Origin of the sequence: Halopseudomonas laoshanensis, assembly GCF_008365385.1 — a bacterium.
GTDB classification, from domain to species: Bacteria; Pseudomonadota; Gammaproteobacteria; order Pseudomonadales; family Pseudomonadaceae; genus Halopseudomonas; species Halopseudomonas laoshanensis.
This window is the reverse complement of the sequence record NZ_QOVF01000001.1, coordinates 719093-739247: the sequence shown is the minus strand read 5'-3', so window position 1 is coordinate 739247 and position 20155 is coordinate 719093. Positions and strand designations below refer to the sequence as shown.

Sequence of the window (20155 nt, the reverse complement as noted above, 5' to 3'; positions counted from 1 at the left end):
AAGCGATCAAGCATACTCCGCAGCACCCGTGCCGACCAGTAGCTATTAGCTACTGGCGCATGCCAATGCCGCGCAGCAGCAGCCAATAGCTGACGCTGTAAAGCAACCCGACAAACACCACCATCAACACCAACGCGACACCGATCGGAATATCCGAGACGCCGAGAATGCCATAGCGAAACGCGTTGACCATGTGCAGGATCGGATTGATCAGCGACACCTTTTGCCAGAACTCCGGCAACATGCTGATCGAATAGAACACCCCGCCCAGGTAGGTCAATGGCGTCAGTACAAAGGTCGGGATGATCGAAATATCATCAAAGGTCTTGGCAAACACCGCGTTGATAAAACCGCCCAGCGCAAAGACCAGCGAGGTAAGAAACACCACTACTATCGTCAGCCCCAGATGCTGCACTTGCAGCCGGGTAAAGAACAACGACATCAGCGTGACGATCAGCCCGACCGCCAAACCGCGCGCCACCCCACCAAAGGTATAGCCGAGCAGGATCACATGCGGCGACACCGGCGCGACCATCAGCTCCTCGATGGAGCGCTGGAACTTGGTGCTGAAGAAGCTCGACACCACATTGGAATAGCTGTTGGTGATGACCGACATCATGATCAGTCCAGGCACGATGTAATCGATATAGGCATACCCGTCCATCTCGCCGATACGGCTGCCAATCAGATTCCCGAAGATGACGAAATACAAGGCCATGGTGATGCCTGGTGGCAACAAGGTCTGGGGCCAGATACGGGTAAATCGGCGTATCTCCTTGAGCACGATGGTCGTGAATGCAATCCAGCTACTACGCCAGTAAGTCATGATCAGGCAGCCCCTTTTTCAGCGTTTTCATCGACCAACATCAGAAACAGCTCTTCCAGCCGGTTACTCCGGTTGCGCATACTCTGCACTTGCACACCCTGCTCGCTGAGTAAGGCAAACAAGGCGTTGAGCCCCTGGTGCTTATCCACCTGCACCGCCAGCGTATGCGGATCCACCAGATTGCAGGCGTAGCCAGACAAGCTCGGCGCCTGATCAAAACTCCCTGCACAATCGAGCAGGAAAGTTTCAGTGTGCAGCTCCATGAGCAACTTGCGCATGCTGGTGTTATGGATGATCTGGCCCTGATCAATGATCGCGATGTTCTTGCACAGTTGCTCGGCTTCCTCCAGATAATGCGTGGTCAGCACGATGGTGATGCCCTGCGCATTGATTTCCTGCAGGAACTGCCACATCGAGCGGCGAATCTCGATATCGACGCCAGCGGTGGGCTCATCGAGAATCAGCAACTTGGGCTCATGAATCAGCGCGCGGGCGATCATCAAGCGGCGTTTCATCCCGCCGGAGAGCATGCGCGATGGTTCATTGCGCTTGTCCCACAAGCCCAGCCGCTTCAGATACCGCTCGGCCCGCACCTTGGCATCGGCAAGGGCGATGCCGTAATAGCCGGCCTGATTGACCAGAATATCCATGGTCTTTTCGAACTGGCTGAAATTGAACTCCTGCGGCACCACCCCGATACAGCGCTTGGCGGCCAGCAGATCGGTATCCAGATCATGCCCAAACACGCTAACCGATCCGGCGGATTTGTTCACCAGTGATGAGAGAATGCCGATGGTGGTGGACTTGCCGGCGCCGTTGGGGCCCAGCAACGCAAAAAAGTCCCCCTGCTGTACCTCGAGGTTGATACCTTTGAGCGCCTGAAAACCATTGCCGTAAGTTTTCTCAAGCCCGCGAATACTGATAGCTGCTGTCATGCATGCCTTCCAGCGAATAGAAATGAGTCCCTTTATATGGGGTCACCTTGTCCGATATCAACCCTCACCCGACGGCAGCTGAATCTGCTCCCGACTACAAATCTGCTACAAATGTGACCCCCCGGTCAGTTGTGTGCCAGCCGCCTGCAGCCCTATGCTTCCGGCACACAAAAACAACTCAGTATGACCTTTTCGGAGACGCCCATGGCCTCGAAGCCAGACTCACCCGTGGATATGGAAGACTACGCTGCGCGTATCACTCCCCGCTATCGCCGATATGCCCTTTTCCTGTTGGTTCTCGCCTATACATCGAGCCATGTCGACCGCAACATCGTCGGCATCCTGATCGAGCCGTTGAAGGCCGATCTGCTGCTCTCGGATACTCAACTCGGCTTTCTGTCCGGCATCGCCTTTGCACTATTTTACGCGACCCTGGGCATCCCGATCGCAGTGTGGGCTGACCGCTCCAACCGCCGTAACATCATTGCCTGGTCCATCGGTATCTGGAGTCTCATGACGGCGGTCTGCGGTCTGGCACAGAACTTCTGGCAGTTGGCGGCGGCCCGGGTCGGTGTGGGTATTGGTGAAGCCGGTTCAAGTCCGCCTTCGCACTCCATGTTGTCTGACCTGTATCCGAAGGAACAGCGTTCCAGTGCCATGTCCATCTACGCACTCGGCGTCTATTTCGGCATCATGCTCGGCTTCATGATCGGCGGCTTCGTCGCTGAGTGGTGGGGCTGGCGCGCAGCCTTCTTCGTAGTGGGCTTGCCTGGTCTGGCCATCGCCTTGCTGGTGCGTTTCACCATGATCGAGCCGCCACGTGGCTTTGCCGACGGCGGCGCCAAGCCATCTGCATTGCAAAAGGTCAACGTTAAAGCCGGCTTCGCCGTGCTCTGGCGTGTACGCACAACACGGCACGTGGTTATCGGCGTGACCCTGACGGCGCTGGTGGGCTACGGCAGCATTGTCTGGGGCCCCGCCTTCCTGATTCGCAGCCATGGGCTGACGCCCGGCCAGGTAGGTCTGTTCCTGGGCCCGGTAATGGGTATTGTCGGCGGTCTGGGTGCCTATATCGGCGGCATACTCGCCGACCGTCTGGCAGCCAAGGACCAAGCCTGGAACGCCTGGATCGTTGGTCTGGCCAAAGTGCTGGCAATCCCCTTTATCGTTTCTTTCTACATGATCGACAGCACCTTCTGGGCACTGGTGGTGTATATGCCGGCTGCCTTCCTGGGCGCGTTCTATCTTGGGCCCAGTTTTGCGATGATCCAGAGCCTTACGCCGCTACGCAGCCGTGCATTGGCCTCGGCCATCATGCTCTTCGTGCTCAATCTGGTTGGCCTGGGTTTCGGGCCGCAACTGATCGGTATCGCCAGCGACGTGATGCGTCAGTGGTTTGATAACGACAGCCTGCGCTACGCGCTGCTCGGCGCTGCGTTCGTCAATCTGTGGGCGGCTTATCACTATTACCTGGCTGGTAAAACAATCTCCTCCGACACCGGTAACCTGGTAGATCCGGGCTAGTCACTGTTCCCGGCGGCTCCTCCCGGAGCCGCCGTTCTACCGCCTCGCCGGGCACTAATTTCACCTCCTGATTGTCCATTCTGTTACATCCTGCGGTTACCCTCGAGTGCTCAAGGGTCTATGCTAGGAACTGTGCTGTGAATTGGATCAATGGAAAAAGGAGTGCTGAATGATCACCCTACTCTGGCTAATCGGCCTGGTGCTAGGCATCGCAATATTGGCTTATCTGCGCGTGGGGCTACTCAATGCCTGCCTCGCTATAGGCGCTTATCTGCTGGCAATGACCCTGCTGGCGCCAGTGCATTGGTTTATCGACCTGCTGCTCTGGGCAGTCTTCCTCTGCGTTGCCATACCCCTGAATTTGCCTGATGTACGCCGGAACAGCATCAGCAAGCCGATGTTCTCCTGGTTCAAGAAAGTACTCCCGCCCATTTCCGACACCGAACAGGAAGCGCTGGACGCTGGCACCGTTTGGTGGGATGGCGAGCTGTTCAGTGGCCGTCCCGACTGGAATCGGTTACACAGCTTTCCCAAGCCCACGCTGACCGAGGAAGAGCGTGCCTTTATGGACGGGCCGGTGGAAGAACTCTGCCGCATGACCGACGAATGGGAGCTGACCACTGAGCTGCAGGACCTGTCAGAAGAAAGCTGGAGCTACATCCGCAGTAACGGCTTTTTCGGTCTTATCATTCCCAAGGAATACGGCGGCAAAGGCTTCTCTGCCTATGCGCACTCGCAAATTGCGATGAAACTGGCCAGCCGCAGTGGTGACCTCGGCTCGACCGTCATGGTGCCCAACTCCCTGGGGCCGGCTGAACTGCTGATGCATTACGGCACCGAAGAGCAGAAAAATCATTACCTGCCGCGCCTTGCCAACGGCACGGACATTCCCTGTTTTGCCCTGACGTCTCCCGAAGCCGGTTCCGACGCTGGCGCCATGCCGGACAAAGGCATCGTCTGCAAGGGCCAGTGGCAGGGACAGGAAGTCATTGGCCTCAAGGTCACCTGGGAGAAACGTTACATCACTCTGGGCCCTGTCGCGACTATCCTGGGGCTGGCCTTCAAGGTATTTGATCCGGACCATCTGCTCGGCGATGAGGAAGAGCGCGGCATTACCCTGGCCTTGATTCCTACCGAAACTGAAGGGGTCGAGATTGGCCGCAGACATTTCCCGCTGAACGCCGCCTTTATGAACGGCCCCAACTCCGGCAAGGACGTGTTCATTCCGATGGACTACCTGATCGGCGGCCAGGACATGATCGGCCAAGGCTGGATAATGCTGATGAACTGCCTGTCGGTCGGCCGCTCCATCTCCCTGCCCGCTGGCAGCACCGGCGCGGCGAAAATGGCCAGCATGACCACTGGCGCCTACGCACGCATTCGCAAGCAGTTCAATCTGCCGATTGGCGAATTTGAGGGCATTCAGGAAGCTTTGGCCCGCATCGGTGGCAACACCTATGTAATGAACGCCGCCCGCACCATGACCGCAGGCGCCGTGGACCTGGGTGAAAAGCCCTCGGTGCTCTCCGGCGTGGTCAAGTATCATCTGACCGAACGCATGCGCACCTGCATCAATGATGCAATGGATGTTCATGGCGGCAAGGGTATTTGCATGGGGCCGAAGAACTATCTCGGCCGCGGCTATCAGTCGATTCCGATTTCCATCACGGTGGAAGGGGCGAACATCCTTACCCGCAGCATGATGATCTTCGGCCAGGGCGCAATTCGTTGCCACCCTTATGTGTTGCAGGAAATGCAGGCCACCCAGGACCCGGATGAAAACTCCGCACTTGAGCGCTTCGATCAGTTGTTGTTCGAGCACATCGGCTTTGCGCTCGGCAACGCCTCGGGCAGCCTGCTGCTGGGTCTGACCAATGGTCGCTTTGTGAAGAATCCGGGCAACGCCGAAACCAGCGCCTATTACGGGCAGCTGTCGCGCCTGGCCGCCGCCTTCGCCACTCTGACCGATGTCACCATGTTGATGCTCGGTGGCGAACTCAAGCGCCGCGAGCGGATTTCGGCACGCCTGGGCGATGTACTCAGCAACCTGTATATGGCTAGCGCCACGTTGAAGCACTATCAGGACCAGGGCTGCCCCGAAGAGGACCTGCCTTTTGTTCAGTGGGGCGTTGAAGATTTGCTCGCGCAAATCGAACAGGCCATGCACGAAGTGCTGCTGAACTTCCCCAACCGCGCGGTGGGCATTCTGCTGCGTCCCATCATCTTCCCGCTCGGCCGTCACCTGTCGCCGCCCAGCGACCTGATTGGTGCAGAGATCGCTCGCCGCCTGATGACACCCGGTGCAGCGCGTGATCGGCTGCTGGATGGCTGCTACCGCAGCAATGACCCAGAAGATGTCACCGGCCTGCTCAACAGTACGCTGGAGAAGGTCATCCTCGCCGATCCGTTGGAACTGCGTCTGGGCAAAGCCATTCATTCCGGTGAGCTGGAACACGACAGCGAGGCCGACATGCTTGAAGTGGCGGCCGAAGCTGGCGTTATCAGCCCTGAAGAGGCCGAGCAGATTCGCTCGGCACGGCTGGCGCGCGCCGCCGTGATTGCCGTAGACGATTTCTCCAAGGAAGAGATGTCGCCGAAGGCAGCCAAACCGGCGAAGAAACCCAAAGCCTCGACTACGCCTGCGTAACCTTGGCAATAGCAGTAACGGGCCGGCGCATCGCCGGCCTTTTTTTTGCTAGACTGCCGCACCTCGCAACAGGAGCTATCCCATGAATCCAGAACTGCCCTACCACCGCTACCACATGGCGCTGCTGAAAAGTCTGTTTGACACCCTGCGCGCACAGTCCGTGCTGATGGAGCAGGTGCCGGAAGAGAGCAACCTGCTGTTCCTCGAACGCTTTGACGAACTGATCACCCAACTGGAAGCCGGCGACCACGACAGCCTGCACGCCGGCCAGGACATCATGTGTCAGATCATCAGCCGCTACCCGCAGATCGCGCACATGATCCCGCGGGACCTGCTCTGGTATTTTGGCGGCGATTGCCTGCACTTCATGCCGGACGAAGAAATTGCCCAGTACCAGTTGATCGACGAGCACCGTGCCGCCGCTGAAGCACGCGGCGAGGAATTTAATTGGGAACAGGCTCGGCAGTTGATTCAGAGCCCCTGAAGCCAAACCTCCGTGGCGGCCCCGCCGCGGAGAAGTTAGCTTTGTGACAGGCACAAAAAAACCGCCACAGGGCGGTTTCTTTGTTACATATGGAGCGGGAAACGAGACTCGAACTCGCGACCCCGACCTTGGCAAGGTCGTGCTCTACCAACTGAGCTATTCCCGCAAATTTGACGCCGAAGTGGCGTCCCCTAGGGGACTCGAACCCCTGTTACCGCCGTGAAAGGGCGGTGTCCTAGGCCACTAGACGAAGGGGACACAGTTCCGGACTTCACAGTGCCGAGCGTTAACCCGACTACTTGCTGCTGCTTGGCTGTTGCCTTGTTCGCTGCAAGTGGCGCGCATTTTATGCATGCACCGGAGTAGCGTCAAGCCCCAAGTCGATCTTTTTTCAGGTATTTCCACCAGACCGCGCTGACATAGCACCAATCGCTCGATCAAGCATCCGCCAATTGGTAACAGAGGTTTGCGATCAAACCTTCCTTAACCTCCCTGATTGTGGCATAAAGTTCAGGAAAAGCTCCCGGCAAAAAAGAGAGATATCCCGTGTCCCCTCTACTCATCGGCATCCTGGTCGCAGGCGGCGTTCTGATCCTGCTAAGCATAGGTTATATAAACCACAGTCTAGAGCGGGCCAAGCTTGAGCGCGCACGGCTAACTGCCGAGCTGAATGCCAGACTCAAGGTGTGTCAGAACACCAGCAGCCAGCTGCCGGGCCAGTTCATGAGCCCGGAGCTGAAGAAGCTGCTGCTTAGTTATGAAGCCCATTTACTAACAAAGCTGCTGCGCGTGGATCGCAAGAACCAACGGGCCCAACAGCAACTGGACGCTACCCGGAATCTGCTGGCGCAAACCGATATACCGGTTGATAACGCCCCGTTGAAAATCGACAACCCGGTAACAGCCAAGGAAGTACGCTCGCAATTGGAGAACGTGCGTCAGCTTCTTACTCAGGCGCACCTGGAAGGCCTGCTCGACAAAGCCACTCTGGCCCAATGGTCGAATCAAATTCGCCAGCAATTGATTGCAATTGCGCTGGACATGTTTAACGTCGTCGCTGAACAGGCCATGCGCGATAAAAAGCCCCGCGTTGCCAAACTGCAATACGAGCGTGCCGTCACCTATCTGAACAATCTCAACAGCCCGGCCCATGCCCAGGAGCTGGAGCGCTACAAGCAATTGATGAAGATGGCTGAAATAGCCACTGTCCGCGCCGAGCAGGCCAACCCTGATGAGAACAATGAGTTGAGCGCAGGTCTGCAGGAGCTTGAGCAGAGCGACGACTCCTGGAAGAAAAAAGCGGTTTACGACGACTGATCTTTGATCAACAGCCTATCTCACCTGCTCTCCTGTCACTTACGGATTCCCGCATGGCCCTGACCCTGTACGGCGCAATACTCTCGCCTTTTGTCCGCAAGATTCGCATCCAACTCGGTGAGCAGGGTATTGCCCACGAGCATGTGGCAGTGCCACCCATGCAGCAACCGGACTGGTATTACGCGATCAGCCCCTTGGGCCGCATTCCAGCAATACAGGATGGCGACCTTGCCTTAGCTGACTCAGCGGTGATCGCCCAGTACCTGCACGAGACCTATCCTGGCGCCACCCTGTACGGACATAACCCTGCAGAAGCAGCTCGGGTACGCTGGCTGGAGAAATACGCCGATTACGAATTGGCCGCCTTTGCTACCTTCACGGTGTTTAGCCAACGCTTTCTGGAGCCACTCAAGGGCGGTCAAACCGACGAACAGGCGGTCGAGCGGGCGTTGCAAACCCAGTTGCCGCCGTTGTTTGACTACCTGGAAAAGGAACTGGGGGAGCAACGCTATTTTCTTGGCGAGGTTTTCAGCATTGCCGACATTGCAGTCGTCAGCCAACTGATCAACCTGGCCCACGTCGGCGCTTTGATCGATGAAGAGCGCTGGCCCGGACTCGCTTCATTACTCAGCCGAGTTACCGGGCGCAGCAGCGTCAGCAGTTTATTGCCCGCCGAGCATCAGTTGATCGCCAAATACGCTGACCGGCGTCACGCGCCAGCCTGATTCTGTTCCAGCAGGCGCCGGCCCACCCAGGCACGGGCAAACTGGCTGGCGCAGCGGCCGTTGCGGTTGCCCCGCGACAGCGCCCAGCGTAGCGCTTCCAGCTGCAGCTCATCGTCCCAGGCCCATTCCAACTGATACTGCGCAGCGACTTCCGTCAGCCAGTGCTGCACTACTGCCAGATAGTGTTCCTGACTAAAGGGATAGAAAGAGACCCACAGGCCGAAGCGATCAGAGAGGGCAATCTTTTCTTCTATCGCCTCACCCGGGTGCAACTCGCCATCGACCATTTTCGCCGCCTGATTATCGCTGCGCTGCTCCGGCAGCAAGTGCCTGCGGTTCGAAGTTGCATATAGCAGCAGGTTATCCGGTGCGGTTTCCACGCTGCCATCGAGCACGGTTTTCAGTGTTTTATAGGCGCTGTCATCCGCCTCGAATGCCAGATCGTCGCAGAACAGCAGAAAGCGCCAGGGCAGATCGCGTATCTGCTCGACCAATGCAGGCAGATGCAGCAAATCCGTCTTGTCGATCTCGATCAGACGCAGTCCCTGATCGGCATATTCCGCCAGCAACGCGCGCACCAGCGAAGACTTGCCCGTGCCTCGAGCGCCCCAGAGCAACGCATTGTTGGCCGGCATGCCTTGTACAAACTGCCGGGTATTGGCCTGCAACAGACTTTTCTGCCGATCAACACCAATCACATCGCGCAGATGCGCTTCGCTGCCCATTACCAAAGGCCGCAGCCAGCCACCAGCGCCTTCAGCCATCCAGCGGGCGGCATGGACCTGCTGCCAATCGATAGCGGCCGGCACATGCGGCCCAGCGCGTTCGAAACGGTCAATAACCGAGAGCACGCGCTGCATGAATTGCTGCGCCGAGATTTCTGACATACTGTTCTCCAAATACTCAAAGAATGCCACGCGACTAAACTGACGGCCATGGCCGAGCACCATGTCCGTCCAGTCAGCTTGGCAGCAAGGCAACAACTGCGACTCCCCATCGGGCAGAGTTGAGCTAAGCTCACGGACAGATTATGGCAGATGGACACGCATGAATATTCGCTTTACTGATCGTCTTTCCTTCAAGCAGACCCGTCTCGGAGTATTGGCCGCCTTTATGCTGGGGACCCTGCTCGGATTGATCCAGGTAATGGTCGACTACCGCGCACAGAATGCCGCCATCGACGATGAGGTACAGGCGCAGATCAATGTCAGCCTCGGCCCGGCCTCACGTATTGCCTACAACATAGACGCCGAGCTTGCCCTGGAGCTGGTTAACGGCCTGCTACGCGCGCCACCGGTCGTACGCGCCGAGATTATCGACAACAACGCCATCGCGCTGGCCAGCGTCAGCCGTCCGATGGCCAGCAGCCCCTACCGGCCGGTCAGCGATGCGCTGTTCGACCGCCGCCGCACCTATTCCCAACCGCTGTTCGTCAGTCACGCGCCCAACGAGCTGCTGGGCCACCTGGTGATCGAGGTAGACACCTTCCATCAGGGCGCCAACTTCCTTCGCCGCGCCGGGCTGACAATGCTCTCTGGGTTCATTCTCAGCCTGGTACTGTCGCTGGTGCTGATGGTGCTGTTCTACGCCATGCTGACCAAACCGCTGGTGCGGCTGATCGACGATCTGCTGGATATGAACACCGGTGGCGACGACCGCAGCCGCCTGCCCTGCCCCGACCATCACGAGCGCGATGAGATTGGCGCGCTGGTCGAAGTGATCAACCGCCAGCTGCAAAGCATCGACGTCAACATGCGCCAGAAGCTGCGCGCCGAAGAACGCCTGCGGCAGTATCTGGAAGAGCTGGAAATCATCGTCGAGGCGCGTACCACCGAGCTTCAGGAAACCAACGCGCAGTTGCGTCGTTCGAATCAGGATCTGGAAACCTCCCGCGAAGAAGCCCTGGGCATGGCCCGCGCCCGCTCTACGTTCCTGGCCAGTATGAGCCATGAGATACGCACCCCGATCAACGGTTTGCTCGGCATGATCGGCCTGACGCTGGACAGCCCGCTGAACAACGAGCAGCGCCAGCAACTGACCATCGCCTATGATTCCGGCAAGGTACTGGTCACCCTGCTGAATGACATCCTCGACCTGTCGAAATTCGAGGCCGGCAAGCTGCAATTGGAGGCCATTCCCTTTGATCTCGGCGCGTTGCTGGAGGATACCGCCAACCTGCTATCGCAGAATGCCGGCAAACAGGACGTGGAACTGACCTGTCGGATTGATCCCCTGCTGCCTGGCTTGCTGGTTGGCGATCCGACCCGCGTTCGGCAGATTGTCAGTAACCTGTTGTCCAACGCATTGAAATTTACCGAGCACGGCTATGTTGCCATCCAGGTCGAACTGGAACCGCTGCTCAACGGCGGACAGCAGGTGCGCATCAGCGTGCGCGATAGCGGCATTGGCATCGCCGAAGAGGCCCTGGAGAGTATTTTTTCGCCCTTTACTCAGGCCGATGCGCAGATTTCCCGGCGTTTTGGCGGCACCGGGCTGGGGCTGGCGCTGTGCAAGAGCCTCACCGACGCCATGCACGGCGAACTCTCGGTCGAGTCCACTCCCGGCCAGGGCAGCACCTTCAGCGTTACCCTGCCGGCCATCACGCACCAGCAGGCCGCGACTTTTGAATACCCGCAACCCTGCAAAGTGGTGATCTGGAACCAGCAAGGCCGGTTACAGGGCCGAATCCTTTATGAAATGCTCCGGCACTGGCGCCTGAGCTGTCAGTTGCTGGATTACGACGCAGAGCAACTGCCCACTGCCGATCTGCCTGACGCCGATCTATGGCTACTGGATAGCGCCGTTCTGGCGCGCCAGCTCGAGCAGCACCAGGCAGCCGTCCCGCGCTTGCTGGTCTGCCCTTACACGCAGTTATTGAGCGCGGAGCATGCTTCCAGCCTGGGCATTGCCCACCAGGTACCCAGCCCGCCCGCCCGGGCGCGCCTGGCCAGGGCAATAGATCACTGCCTTGGCGGCCAGAGCCAGCAAACCGAGCAGGCGCGGGCAGAGCCCGCAGCCACCGGCCAACGTCTGCTGCTGGTGGAAGACAATATCGTCAATCAAATGGTCGCCAAGGGCATGCTTACGCGTCTAGGTTATGAGGTCGACGTGGCCGAGCAGGGTGAAGCTGCTCTCGCGCGGCTGGAAACCAGTGACTACGACCTGGTGCTGATGGACTGCAACATGCCGGTCATGGACGGCTATGAAACCAGCCGGCGGATGCGCGCCGATCCCCGCTGGCGCGATATTCCGATCATCGCCCTCACTGCCAACGCGCTGCAGGAAGACCGGCAGCGTTGCGAGGCGGCGGGCATGAACGACTACCTGGCCAAGCCGTTCAAACGCGAAGATCTGCAAGCACTGCTTAGCACCTGGTTAACGCCTGGTTAACCCAGCAAAGCTTCGATATCGCCACTCAGATCAGCCGGGCTGGTGGTGGGCGCGTAGCGCTTGACCACACGCCCCTTGGCATCTACCAGAAACTTGGTGAAGTTCCACTTGATGCCCTTACTGCCGAGCAGCCCCGGCGCTTCTTCCTTCAGCCGCACGAACAGCGGGTGGGCATCGTCGCCGTTCACATCCACCTTGCTGAACATCGGAAAACTCACCCCGTAGTTAAGCTCACAGAACTCGGCAATGTCGCCGTCGCTGCCAGGTTCCTGGGCGCCAAACTGGTTGCAGGGAAAGCCAACCACCCGCAAACCGCGCTCGGCGTAGGACCGCGACAAATCCTCCAAGCCCTTATACTGCGGCGTGAATCCGCACTTGCTCGCGGTGTTGACGATCAGATAGGCCTTGCCGTTCAAATCAGCCAGGCGAGTTTGCTGATGGTCGATGGTGGTACACGGGATAGTCAGGACTGAGTCGCTCATGAGCGTGGCTCCAGGCGCAGGCAAACGGAGTTGATGCAGTAGCGCAAGCCAGTAGGCGGCGGACCATCTGGGAATACATGACCCAGATGCGAATCGCAGCATGCGCAGGTCACTTCAGTGCGTTGCATGCCGTGGCTGCGGTCTTCTACCTCGTTGATCAGCTCTTCGGCAATCGGCGCATAATAACTGGGCCAACCACAACCGGCGTCGAATTGGGTTTCCGTATCGAACAGTGGCGTATCGCAGGCCACGCAGTGATAAACCCCCGGTAACGTGTTGGTGTAGTACTCGCCAGTAAACGGGCGTTCCGTCCCGCGCATCCGGCATACCTGGAACTGGGCATCATCCAGCTGTTCGCGCCAGGCGTCCTCGGTCTTTATGACTTTCTTCATGATTCACTCCTCGGATGGTGTTGTCGGACTTTCCCAGTCAGGGCCGCACAACGTATGATGCTGGTTTTACCCTCACTCTGACAGCCCCCAGGGAAAGTACCATGCAGGTTAGCAAGTCGAATAAATTGGCCAATGTCTGTTACGACATCCGCGGACCGGTTCTGCGCCACGCCAAACGCCTTGAGGAAGAAGGCCACCGTATTCTCAAACTGAATATCGGCAATCCTGCGCCCTTCGGTTTTGAAGCGCCGGAAGAAATCCTCCAGGACGTTATTCTCAACCTGTCCACTGCGCAGGGCTACAGCGATTCCAAGGGGCTGTTTTCAGCGCGCAAGGCGGTCATGCATTACACGCAGACCAAGAACATTGCCGGCGTGACCATCGAAGACATCTACCTCGGTAACGGCGTATCCGAGCTGATCGTCATGTCCATGCAAGGTCTGCTGAACAACGGTGACGAGGTGCTGATTCCGGCACCTGACTACCCATTGTGGACCGCTGCCGTGAGCTTGTCCGGCGGCAAGCCGGTGCATTACCTGTGCGACGAGCAGGCCGACTGGTATCCGGATATCGAGGATATCCGCAGCAAGATCACCCCCAACACCCGGGCGATGGTCATCATCAACCCGAACAACCCGACCGGGGCGGTTTACTCGCGGGATATGCTCGAGCAGTTGGTTCAGGTCGCCCGTGAGCACAACCTGATCCTGTTTGCTGACGAGATCTACGACAAGATTCTGTATGACGGTACCGAGCACGATTCGGTCGCGGCGCTGGCACCTGACGTGTTGTGCCTGACCTTCAATGGTCTGTCGAAATCCTACCGGGTGGCGGGCTTTCGTTCCGGCTGGATGATCATCAGCGGCCCCAAGCACAATGCCCAGAGCTACATTGAAGGCATCGATATTCTCGCCTCGATGCGCCTGTGCGCCAACGTGCCATCCCAGCATGCGATTCAGACTGCGCTGGGCGGTTACCAAAGCATCAACGACTTGATCCTGCCCGGCGGTCGACTGCTGGAGCAGCGTGATGCGGCCTGGGAAATGCTCAACGATATTCCCGGCGTCAGTTGCACCAAACCCAAGGGCGCGCTCTATCTGTTTCCGAAGCTGGACCCCAAGGTTTATCCGATCCACAACGACGAGAAGATGGTGCTCGACCTGTTGTTGCAGGAGAAGATTCTGGTAGTTCAGGGCACCGCCTTTAACTGGCCGTGGCCGGATCACTTCCGCATCGTCTCGCTACCGCGCAAGGACGATCTGGAAATGGCGATCGGCCGGATCGCCAATTTTCTCAAGACCTATCGTCAGTAGTCAGCAGGCGCCAAGGAGTCGCGGCATGGCCGATCTGCATATCGAGGATTTTTATCAGGATGTCGCTGGCATCCTGCTCGGGCTATTCAACAGCTTTCCGCGCCCGACCACCTTATTTGTCAGTGATCTGGTTGGAGAACTGGAGCCGGATGCGTTTGGCGTACCGGCGCCTCGGCACCAAGCCTGTTTCAGCGCGATGCTATGGCTGGCTGAAGAAGGTTTTCTGCGCTACACCGACGTGATCCGTCAGGAAGCGATTGATCAGTGCTGTTTGACCGAGCGCGCCTTTGTCCGCCTGGCCACGCCGATCAAAGCATTACACGACGACACTCTGCCACCGACCATTGCCCGACAACGCGCGACCCTGGCTCAGCAGCTACGTGACGCACGGGCCAGCGCATCGTCAATCCAGTTGGCCAATGTCGTTCAGCACTGCTTCCAGGCTCCTGTCTAGACAGCGCTTATTGGCGCCGCCGCAGTACACGATTTGAAATAGACTGGCGATTGAAAGCCGCACGGAAACACCCAATATATCCACACACAAGACCCGGTTGCTGTGCCTGTGGGAAGCAGGCACAGCAACCGGCAGATTTTTCATTACTGGAGCTTCACTAAATGATGCGCATTGTTCTTTTTCTGGCGACCAACTTCGCCATCCTGTTGGTAGCCAGCGTGACTCTCAGCTTGCTGGGTATTGGTACTACTGACGGTGCAGGCGGTATAAACCTTACCGGGATGCTGATCTTCTGCGCCCTGTTTGGCTTCGGCGGCGCTTTTGTATCTCTGTTCCTGTCCAAATGGATGGCCAAGCGCGGTACTGGCGCACGAGTCATTGAAACACCTCAGAACCGGCAGGAGCAGTGGCTGGTCGATACCGTCGCGCAACTGGCCAAGCAGGCCAATATCGGCATGCCCGAAGTAGCCATCTTTCCCTCGCGCGCGCCCAACGCTTTCGCCACCGGTTGGAATCGCAACGCCTCGCTGGTCGCCGTATCCGAGGGCATGCTGCAGCGCTTCAGCCCCAACGAAGTGAAGGCCGTGATGGCCCACGAGATAGGTCATGTGGCCAATGGCGACATGGTCACCCTGACGCTGATTCAGGGCGTGGTGAACACCTTCGTGATGTTCTTTGCGCGGATCATCGGCAGTTTCGTCGACCGCGTGATTTTCAAGAATGAAAGTGGCGGCATAGGCTTCGGTTACATCATTGCGACGATTTTTGCCGAGATCATTTTGGGCATCCTCGCCAGCCTTATCGTCATGTGGTTCTCGCGTCAGCGCGAGTTTCGCGCGGACGCTGCCGCAGCGCAGCTTGCCGGGGCGGGTAACATGATTGCCGCGCTGGAACACCTACGCGCGGAACAGGGCATCCCTGTGGAGATGCCTGGCGAGATGGTCGCCTTCGGCATCAACGGCAGCTTGAAAAACGGCCTGGCCGGCCTGCTGATGACTCACCCGCCGCTGGAACAGCGCATTGCAGCGCTGCGCGCCGGCAACTTCCGGTAAAACGCATGGGCAAGCGGCAAGTTTCAAGCTGCAAGTTAAAAACAAAACCTGCGAAGCCAAAAGCTCCGCAGGTTTTTTATTGGGTTTGCTTGTCGCTTGAAGCTTGCAGCTTGAGGCTTGCCGCTCCCCGCTAACTAGCTTGCCAATTGGCGGGGTACAACATCTCCTCCCGATAGCCACTTAACACCCTGCGCAAACCAGTGAGTTCTTCATCCAGTTGCTGGTCTCCGCTGTCCACCAGAAATGGCCTACCGGCGAGGGTCTTGAGCTTGCTTTTGGTCGCTACCACGAGCAGGTTCTCGACCCCGACCGCACGCACGATACGCGGTGAAATCTGCTGATTGCCGCGGCCCAGAATATGACCTTGACCGCCTATCGCAGTGACCAGAATGCGCGCCTCTTCGGCGTCCTGCAGCAGTTCCCACAATTGCGCCTCAGTCACATCGCGGCCGATCAACTCGCCCGCGCGTAGTACATCCACGCCCAATAGCGTGCCTTCCAGGCCCATGGCTTCCAGCAGACCCAGATTGGTCGAGCCGGGCCCCATGATCCAGGTAATTGTGTCGCCCTCCTCCTGCAAGCCAGCAGCAATATCATCCAGCACCAGGGTTTCCAGTTCGCGCCCGCCCTGTTTGACCTGCTGCACAAAACGACCCTCTTCGGGGATCGACAGCTCACCGTAATGGCGGGTGCGGACCTGGCCCTCGCGGAACGCCACTTCGTCTATATCACGCACGTCGGCGCTACCCAGCCGTACCAGTTCACCGGTCACCAGCAATGCCACCAGCTCGCCCGCCGCGCGGGGATTCACCGCGTAAACGCCGGAGTGGATCTTTACCCCGGCGGGTATGCCCAGCACCAACTGCCCCGGGCGCGCGCTGTTGCAGATATTTCGCGCAGTACCATCGCCACCGGCAAACAACAAAAGATCCACGCCACGCGCCTGAATCTGTCCGGCCAGGCGTTCGGTATCCTCAGCACGGGTCTGATCACCGCTCAACTCGCCTATTACCTCATGCTCAAAGCCCAGCTCCTCGAGTAACGCCGCGCCCATCAGCCCCGGCGCGGTGAATATCTGCAATTGATCACGCAGTGGCAGCAGCGCCTGCAGCGAGACTTTCACCCGTTGCTGCGCCAAAGGTTCAACGCCCATTGCCAATGCCTGGTCAGCCACGCCATCCGAGCCTTTCAATGCAGCTCTGCCACCCAGGCCAGCCAGCGGATTGATGATCAAACCCAAGCGAAATAGTTGCGACATAGATCCTCATTAGATTGCGCCGGTTGTAACACGGCCGTCATACCCGTGACCTATTCTGCGATCAAACCAGAAAAGTACAAGCAAGGCCCTGATTACCTGATAACCGAACGGAGAAAAGCATGAATGTACAAGCGCGCCAGACCCCTTTTGCCTCGGCTCACATCATGTGTCATCCCGCCCAGTTTACCGGTGGCTGGTTAATCGATGAGCACGGCCGGGAAATCGCCATTACCGAACATATGGTCCAGCAGGCCTGTGCCGCGCTGGAAGAGTCCTGCTCCGAAAACGCTCAAGCCTGAGCTGAGCGCCTTTCAGTCCAGGCTGAACCCCGCGGCCTGAAGCCATGTTTTGAGATCGGCCGAGGCAGCGCTGCTCAGGCCGATGCTCAGTAACGGGGCCTCCCTGCGTAAGGGGTAGTTCTTGCGCAACCGATCAAAGCCGGTGCGGCAAGCCGCAGCACTGTCCGGCGCCGTCTGCGCCTGCTGCAGCATCTGCCGCATTCTTGCATCGTCATCGCGCACGTCATATACACAGCGAAGCGCCTTTTGTAGCGCCCAGTCCGCCGGGGGTGAAGCTGCAAGCTCCAGCCGGGCCTGGCCAGTCAGCGGTGCCAGGTTGGCCAACTGGTGCTGGAATGGCTCACCCAGATAATCACAGAAAGCCTGGTAAATCTGCTCGGTACCGCGCAATTTGCCATCCAGGCTGTAACCGGCCACGTGCGGGGTAGCCAAGGCACAGCGCGCCGCCAGTGAGCTGCTGACCAGCGGCTCCTCTTCCCAAACATCCAGCGCCACCTGCAGATCATTACGCTGCGACAGCACGTGCTCCAGAGCGCCGGCATCAATCACCGGACCACGGCTGCTATTGATCAACCAGGCGCCCTGGCGCAGGCTCTGCAAGCGCTGCTCGCCGAACAAATGCCGGGTGGCATGCGCCCCGGAAGCACTCAGCGGCACATGGCAACTGACTACATCAGCCCGCGCCAGCAATTCCTCCAGGCCGACGAAGCCCGGCTCTCCGGCCTCCGCGCGCAACGGGTCGCAAAGCAAGGTGCTAACACCAAGTGCAGCCAGGGTCGCTGCCAGCCGGCTACCTACCTGCCCTACCCCGACTATACCCACCACACGCTCCTGCCAGCGCTGGCCTGTGCGCTCCGCCAGCGTCAGCAAGCAACTGAGTACATATTCAACCACACCACGGGCATTGCAGCCCGGTGCGCTGGCCACCTGTATACCAGCACTGGCGAGCCAGGCCAGATCCAGATGATCCGTACCTATGGTGCAGGTGCCGACGAAGCGCACAGGCGTACCAGACAGCAGCGCCTCGTCCACCCAGGTTACCGAGCGCACCAGCAGCACGTCTGCGTCCATCAGGTCGACGGCTTTCAACTGCCTTCCAGGAAAGACACTCAAGCGGCCGTGCCCGGAAAAAAACGCGTTCAACAAGGGAATATTGTCATCAGCCACAATATGCATTGAAAATTCCACGACCATTTGTCAGTGATTTAAGAATTACCTCTTGCCTGAGGTACTGGCTGCTGCTTTACTTGGGTCACGAGTCGATATGTGACCAAAGAGTCGCATAGTTGTTCTAAGAATGCCTGGCACTTGTGCCAATTGAAGGATCTGCCTGAGTCACCTGCACCAACAGCAATTACCCATTGCTGGCAGTTGATTATCCTTCACACCCGCCCCGCCATAACAACACTCTGGTGATACAAAAGCCCTGCTCACAAGCAGGCTTCGGGATTATACGTTTCCGGCCCACTGGCCTTACTGCCCTGACTTGCGCGGCGGCTAACTGCTGCTCGCCCAAACCTCCAATAATGGGAGACAGGGAATATGCACGCACAGAACGCACTGTTCAACAGCCAGGGGTTATTCACCGTTCATACCGCTTACTATGCCAGTCCGGCACCGCGGGGCACCATTATTCTGGTTAACGGCTCTTTGGCGACAACTGCCTCTTTTGCCCAGACCCTGCGTTATCTGCAAGCTGATTTTAACGTAGTGATGTTTGACGAGCCCTATGCCGGCCTGTCAAAAGCGCACAATCGCCACGAAAGACCGATGTCCAAGGAGCAGGAAACGCGGCTGCTGCTCGACTTGATCGATCATTTCAATGCAGACCACCTGTTGTCCTTCTCCTGGGGTGGAGCATCGGCAATGCTGGCATTGGCGCAGAACCCGCACAGCATCAGGCGCGCAGTGATCATGGGCTTCTCGCCAGTAATTAATCCTGCCATGCGCGAGTACCTGCAAACCGCCCTGGAACGGCTAAGCCAGTGCGACCGTCGGGGGGTCGCGGAACTGATCAACGGCACCATAGGCAAGCACCTGCCGTCACTCTTCAAGCGTTTCAATTTCCGTCATATCTGTAGTCTGGATGATCACGAGTACCTGCAGATGGCCTCTCATGTGCGTCAAGTGCTAAGCCAGGACAGTCACTGCTACTTGCAGGATGCAGAATGCATCGACGTTCCGGTGTTGTTCGTCAATGGCGAGTGGGACGAATACACCAGCGCCGACGATGCGCGCCAATTTTCGCAACTGATTGATCAATGCGAGTTCGCTCGTATTGCCCAGGCCGGGCATTTTCTCGATGCGGAAAACAAGCACGCGTGGAGTCAGACACGGGACGCCGTTATGGATTTTTTGCTACCCGCCGAGCGCCCGGTCGTCAATTATCGTCAACAACAATTCACTCAGTTATTGCTCGGCGGGGAGCCTGAAATGCGCATGGAATTGCAAGCCGTTAACTAGCGCAGCTGCGGGTGGTTTTTACCGTGGCTCAGTCGAGCAGAAATTCAGCGGGCTGCAGCGGCTGACCACCGCGGTAGGTATCAACCAGCGCCTGGATAAAGCGTGCGGGTCGCTCCGGCACGCCGTTCTCCAGGTAGCCAAGCAGTTGCTGCCGGACTGCGCGCTGAAATGGTGCGGGATCAGTCTCCTCACCGTTAAGATTATCCAGACTGACCCGAAACGGATGCACGGCCGCGGCGCAGAACAACCACTCCAGCGCCTGCGGCTTGACCTCTACCTGCTCGAAAGTCCTCTGCTGCTCGGCATCGCGACCATCCGGCGCGTACCAATAGCCGAAATCCGGCAATAACCGCCGCTCTGCACCGGCCACGCACCAGTGCGACACCTCGTGCAAAGCGCTGCGAAAATAGTCATGGGCGAAAATGATTCGGTGCTGCGGGTGTTCGGGCGTAGCCGGTAAATACTCCGGTTCCTGGCCGCCAGCAACCAGACGGGTGTTGTATTGCTCGGCGAAACAATCGGCAAACAGACGAATCAGATCCTTAAAATCGTGGGTCATGGCAGGTTGGCTAGACAATGTCGGGCAAGTTGTTA

Annotated in this window: 19 protein-coding genes and 2 tRNA genes; 11 read left to right on the top strand and 10 right to left on the bottom strand. The window is 58.2% G+C overall.

Annotated features, from left to right (window positions below; translation table 11 throughout):
* Window positions 1–49: 49 nt before the first annotated feature.
* Complete coding sequence (locus DT594_RS03435; RefSeq protein WP_096347241.1) at window positions 50–826, bottom strand: ABC transporter permease; 777 nt, start codon at window positions 824–826, stop codon at window positions 50–52.
* 2 nt (window positions 827–828) lie between these two features.
* Complete coding sequence (locus tag DT594_RS03430) at window positions 829–1761, bottom strand: ABC transporter ATP-binding protein (protein ID WP_149331377.1); 933 nt, start codon at window positions 1759–1761, stop codon at window positions 829–831.
* Between the two features lie 204 nt (window positions 1762–1965).
* Between DT594_RS03430 and DT594_RS03425 the strand changes: the two genes are divergently transcribed.
* From DT594_RS03425 to DT594_RS03415, 3 genes are all read left to right on the top strand, one after another.
* Window positions 1966–3285, top strand: a complete 1320-nt coding sequence (locus DT594_RS03425) for a spinster family MFS transporter (RefSeq protein ID WP_218574468.1) — start codon at window positions 1966–1968, stop codon at window positions 3283–3285.
* A gap of 169 nt (window positions 3286–3454) precedes the next feature.
* Window positions 3455–5932 (top strand): acyl-CoA dehydrogenase, encoded by a 2478-nt coding sequence (locus DT594_RS03420; RefSeq protein ID WP_394242949.1) that lies wholly within the window; start codon window positions 3455–3457, stop codon window positions 5930–5932.
* Window positions 5933–6014: 82 nt separating this feature from the next.
* Window positions 6015–6416, top strand: a complete 402-nt coding sequence (locus tag DT594_RS03415) for a PA2817 family protein (protein ID WP_149331376.1) — start codon at window positions 6015–6017, stop codon at window positions 6414–6416.
* Between the two features lie 90 nt (window positions 6417–6506).
* On the opposite strand, the gene DT594_RS03410 is transcribed toward DT594_RS03415, so the two are convergent.
* Together DT594_RS03410 and DT594_RS03405 are read right to left on the bottom strand one after the other, a co-directional pair.
* A tRNA-Gly gene (locus tag DT594_RS03410) sits at window positions 6507–6582 on the bottom strand.
* A gap of 16 nt (window positions 6583–6598) precedes the next feature.
* Window positions 6599–6674: transfer RNA gene (locus DT594_RS03405), tRNA-Glu, on the bottom strand.
* A gap of 288 nt (window positions 6675–6962) precedes the next feature.
* Here DT594_RS03405 and DT594_RS03400 point away from each other — a divergent pair.
* Together DT594_RS03400 and DT594_RS03395 are read left to right on the top strand one after the other, a co-directional pair.
* Window positions 6963–7733 (top strand): hypothetical protein, encoded by a 771-nt coding sequence (locus DT594_RS03400; protein WP_149331375.1) that lies wholly within the window; start codon window positions 6963–6965, stop codon window positions 7731–7733.
* A gap of 53 nt (window positions 7734–7786) precedes the next feature.
* The gene (locus DT594_RS03395) at window positions 7787–8458 is read left to right on the top strand and encodes a glutathione S-transferase family protein (protein ID WP_149331374.1); all 672 of its coding nucleotides are present in this window, start codon (window positions 7787–7789) and stop codon (window positions 8456–8458) included.
* On the opposite strand, the gene DT594_RS03390 is transcribed toward DT594_RS03395, so the two are convergent.
* Complete coding sequence (locus DT594_RS03390) at window positions 8443–9345, bottom strand: ATP-binding protein (protein WP_425460505.1); 903 nt, start codon at window positions 9343–9345, stop codon at window positions 8443–8445. The two genes, DT594_RS03395 and DT594_RS03390, sit on opposite strands and share 16 nt — an antisense overlap.
* Window positions 9346–9505: 160 nt before the next feature.
* Between DT594_RS03390 and DT594_RS03385 the strand changes: the two genes are divergently transcribed.
* Complete coding sequence (locus DT594_RS03385; protein ID WP_149331373.1) at window positions 9506–11848, top strand: ATP-binding protein; 2343 nt, start codon at window positions 9506–9508, stop codon at window positions 11846–11848.
* Here DT594_RS03385 and DT594_RS03380 read toward each other — a convergent pair.
* The gene (locus DT594_RS03380) at window positions 11845–12330 is read right to left on the bottom strand and encodes a glutathione peroxidase (RefSeq protein WP_149331372.1); all 486 of its coding nucleotides are present in this window, start codon (window positions 12328–12330) and stop codon (window positions 11845–11847) included. The two genes, DT594_RS03385 and DT594_RS03380, sit on opposite strands and share 4 nt — an antisense overlap.
* The gene (gene msrB, locus DT594_RS03375; RefSeq protein WP_149331371.1) at window positions 12327–12722 is read right to left on the bottom strand and encodes a peptide-methionine (R)-S-oxide reductase MsrB; all 396 of its coding nucleotides are present in this window, start codon (window positions 12720–12722) and stop codon (window positions 12327–12329) included. The genes DT594_RS03380 and msrB overlap by 4 nt, the downstream gene beginning before the upstream one ends.
* A gap of 101 nt (window positions 12723–12823) precedes the next feature.
* Between msrB and DT594_RS03370 the strand changes: the two genes are divergently transcribed.
* The 3 genes from DT594_RS03370 to htpX all read left to right on the top strand — a co-directional run bounded on the left by DT594_RS03370 (window position 12824) and on the right by htpX (window position 15541).
* Window positions 12824–14035, top strand: coding sequence for a pyridoxal phosphate-dependent aminotransferase (locus DT594_RS03370; protein WP_096347233.1), 1212 nt, complete (start codon window positions 12824–12826; stop codon window positions 14033–14035).
* Between the two features lie 25 nt (window positions 14036–14060).
* Complete coding sequence (locus DT594_RS03365) at window positions 14061–14489, top strand: hypothetical protein (protein WP_149331370.1); 429 nt, start codon at window positions 14061–14063, stop codon at window positions 14487–14489.
* 161 nt (window positions 14490–14650) lie between these two features.
* On the top strand, window positions 14651–15541 hold the full coding sequence (htpX, locus tag DT594_RS03360; RefSeq protein ID WP_149331369.1) for a protease HtpX: 891 nt from the start codon (window positions 14651–14653) through the stop codon (window positions 15539–15541).
* A 130-nt stretch (window positions 15542–15671) separates the two neighbouring features.
* Here htpX and DT594_RS03355 read toward each other — a convergent pair whose 3' ends face one another.
* Window positions 15672–16799: an ATP-NAD kinase family protein gene (locus DT594_RS03355; RefSeq protein WP_149331368.1), complete on the bottom strand. Its 1128-nt coding sequence runs from the start codon at window positions 16797–16799 to the stop codon at window positions 15672–15674.
* 119 nt (window positions 16800–16918) lie between these two features.
* Between DT594_RS03355 and DT594_RS03350 the strand changes: the two genes are divergently transcribed.
* The gene (locus DT594_RS03350) at window positions 16919–17098 is read left to right on the top strand and encodes a PA1571 family protein (RefSeq protein ID WP_149331367.1); all 180 of its coding nucleotides are present in this window, start codon (window positions 16919–16921) and stop codon (window positions 17096–17098) included.
* Between the two features lie 12 nt (window positions 17099–17110).
* Here DT594_RS03350 and pdxB read toward each other — a convergent pair whose 3' ends face one another.
* Window positions 17111–18274, bottom strand: a complete 1164-nt coding sequence (gene pdxB, locus DT594_RS03345) for a 4-phosphoerythronate dehydrogenase PdxB (protein ID WP_149331366.1) — start codon at window positions 18272–18274, stop codon at window positions 17111–17113.
* Between the two features lie 366 nt (window positions 18275–18640).
* Between pdxB and DT594_RS03340 the strand changes: the two genes are divergently transcribed.
* Window positions 18641–19561: an alpha/beta fold hydrolase gene (locus tag DT594_RS03340; RefSeq protein ID WP_149331365.1), complete on the top strand. Its 921-nt coding sequence runs from the start codon at window positions 18641–18643 to the stop codon at window positions 19559–19561.
* A 28-nt stretch (window positions 19562–19589) separates the two neighbouring features.
* Here the strand turns inward: DT594_RS03340 and DT594_RS03335 are convergent, their stop codons facing one another.
* Entirely contained in the window at window positions 19590–20120 is a 531-nt protein-coding gene (locus DT594_RS03335) for an elongation factor P hydroxylase (protein WP_149331364.1), read from the bottom strand.
* Window positions 20121–20155: the final 35 nt, after the last annotated feature.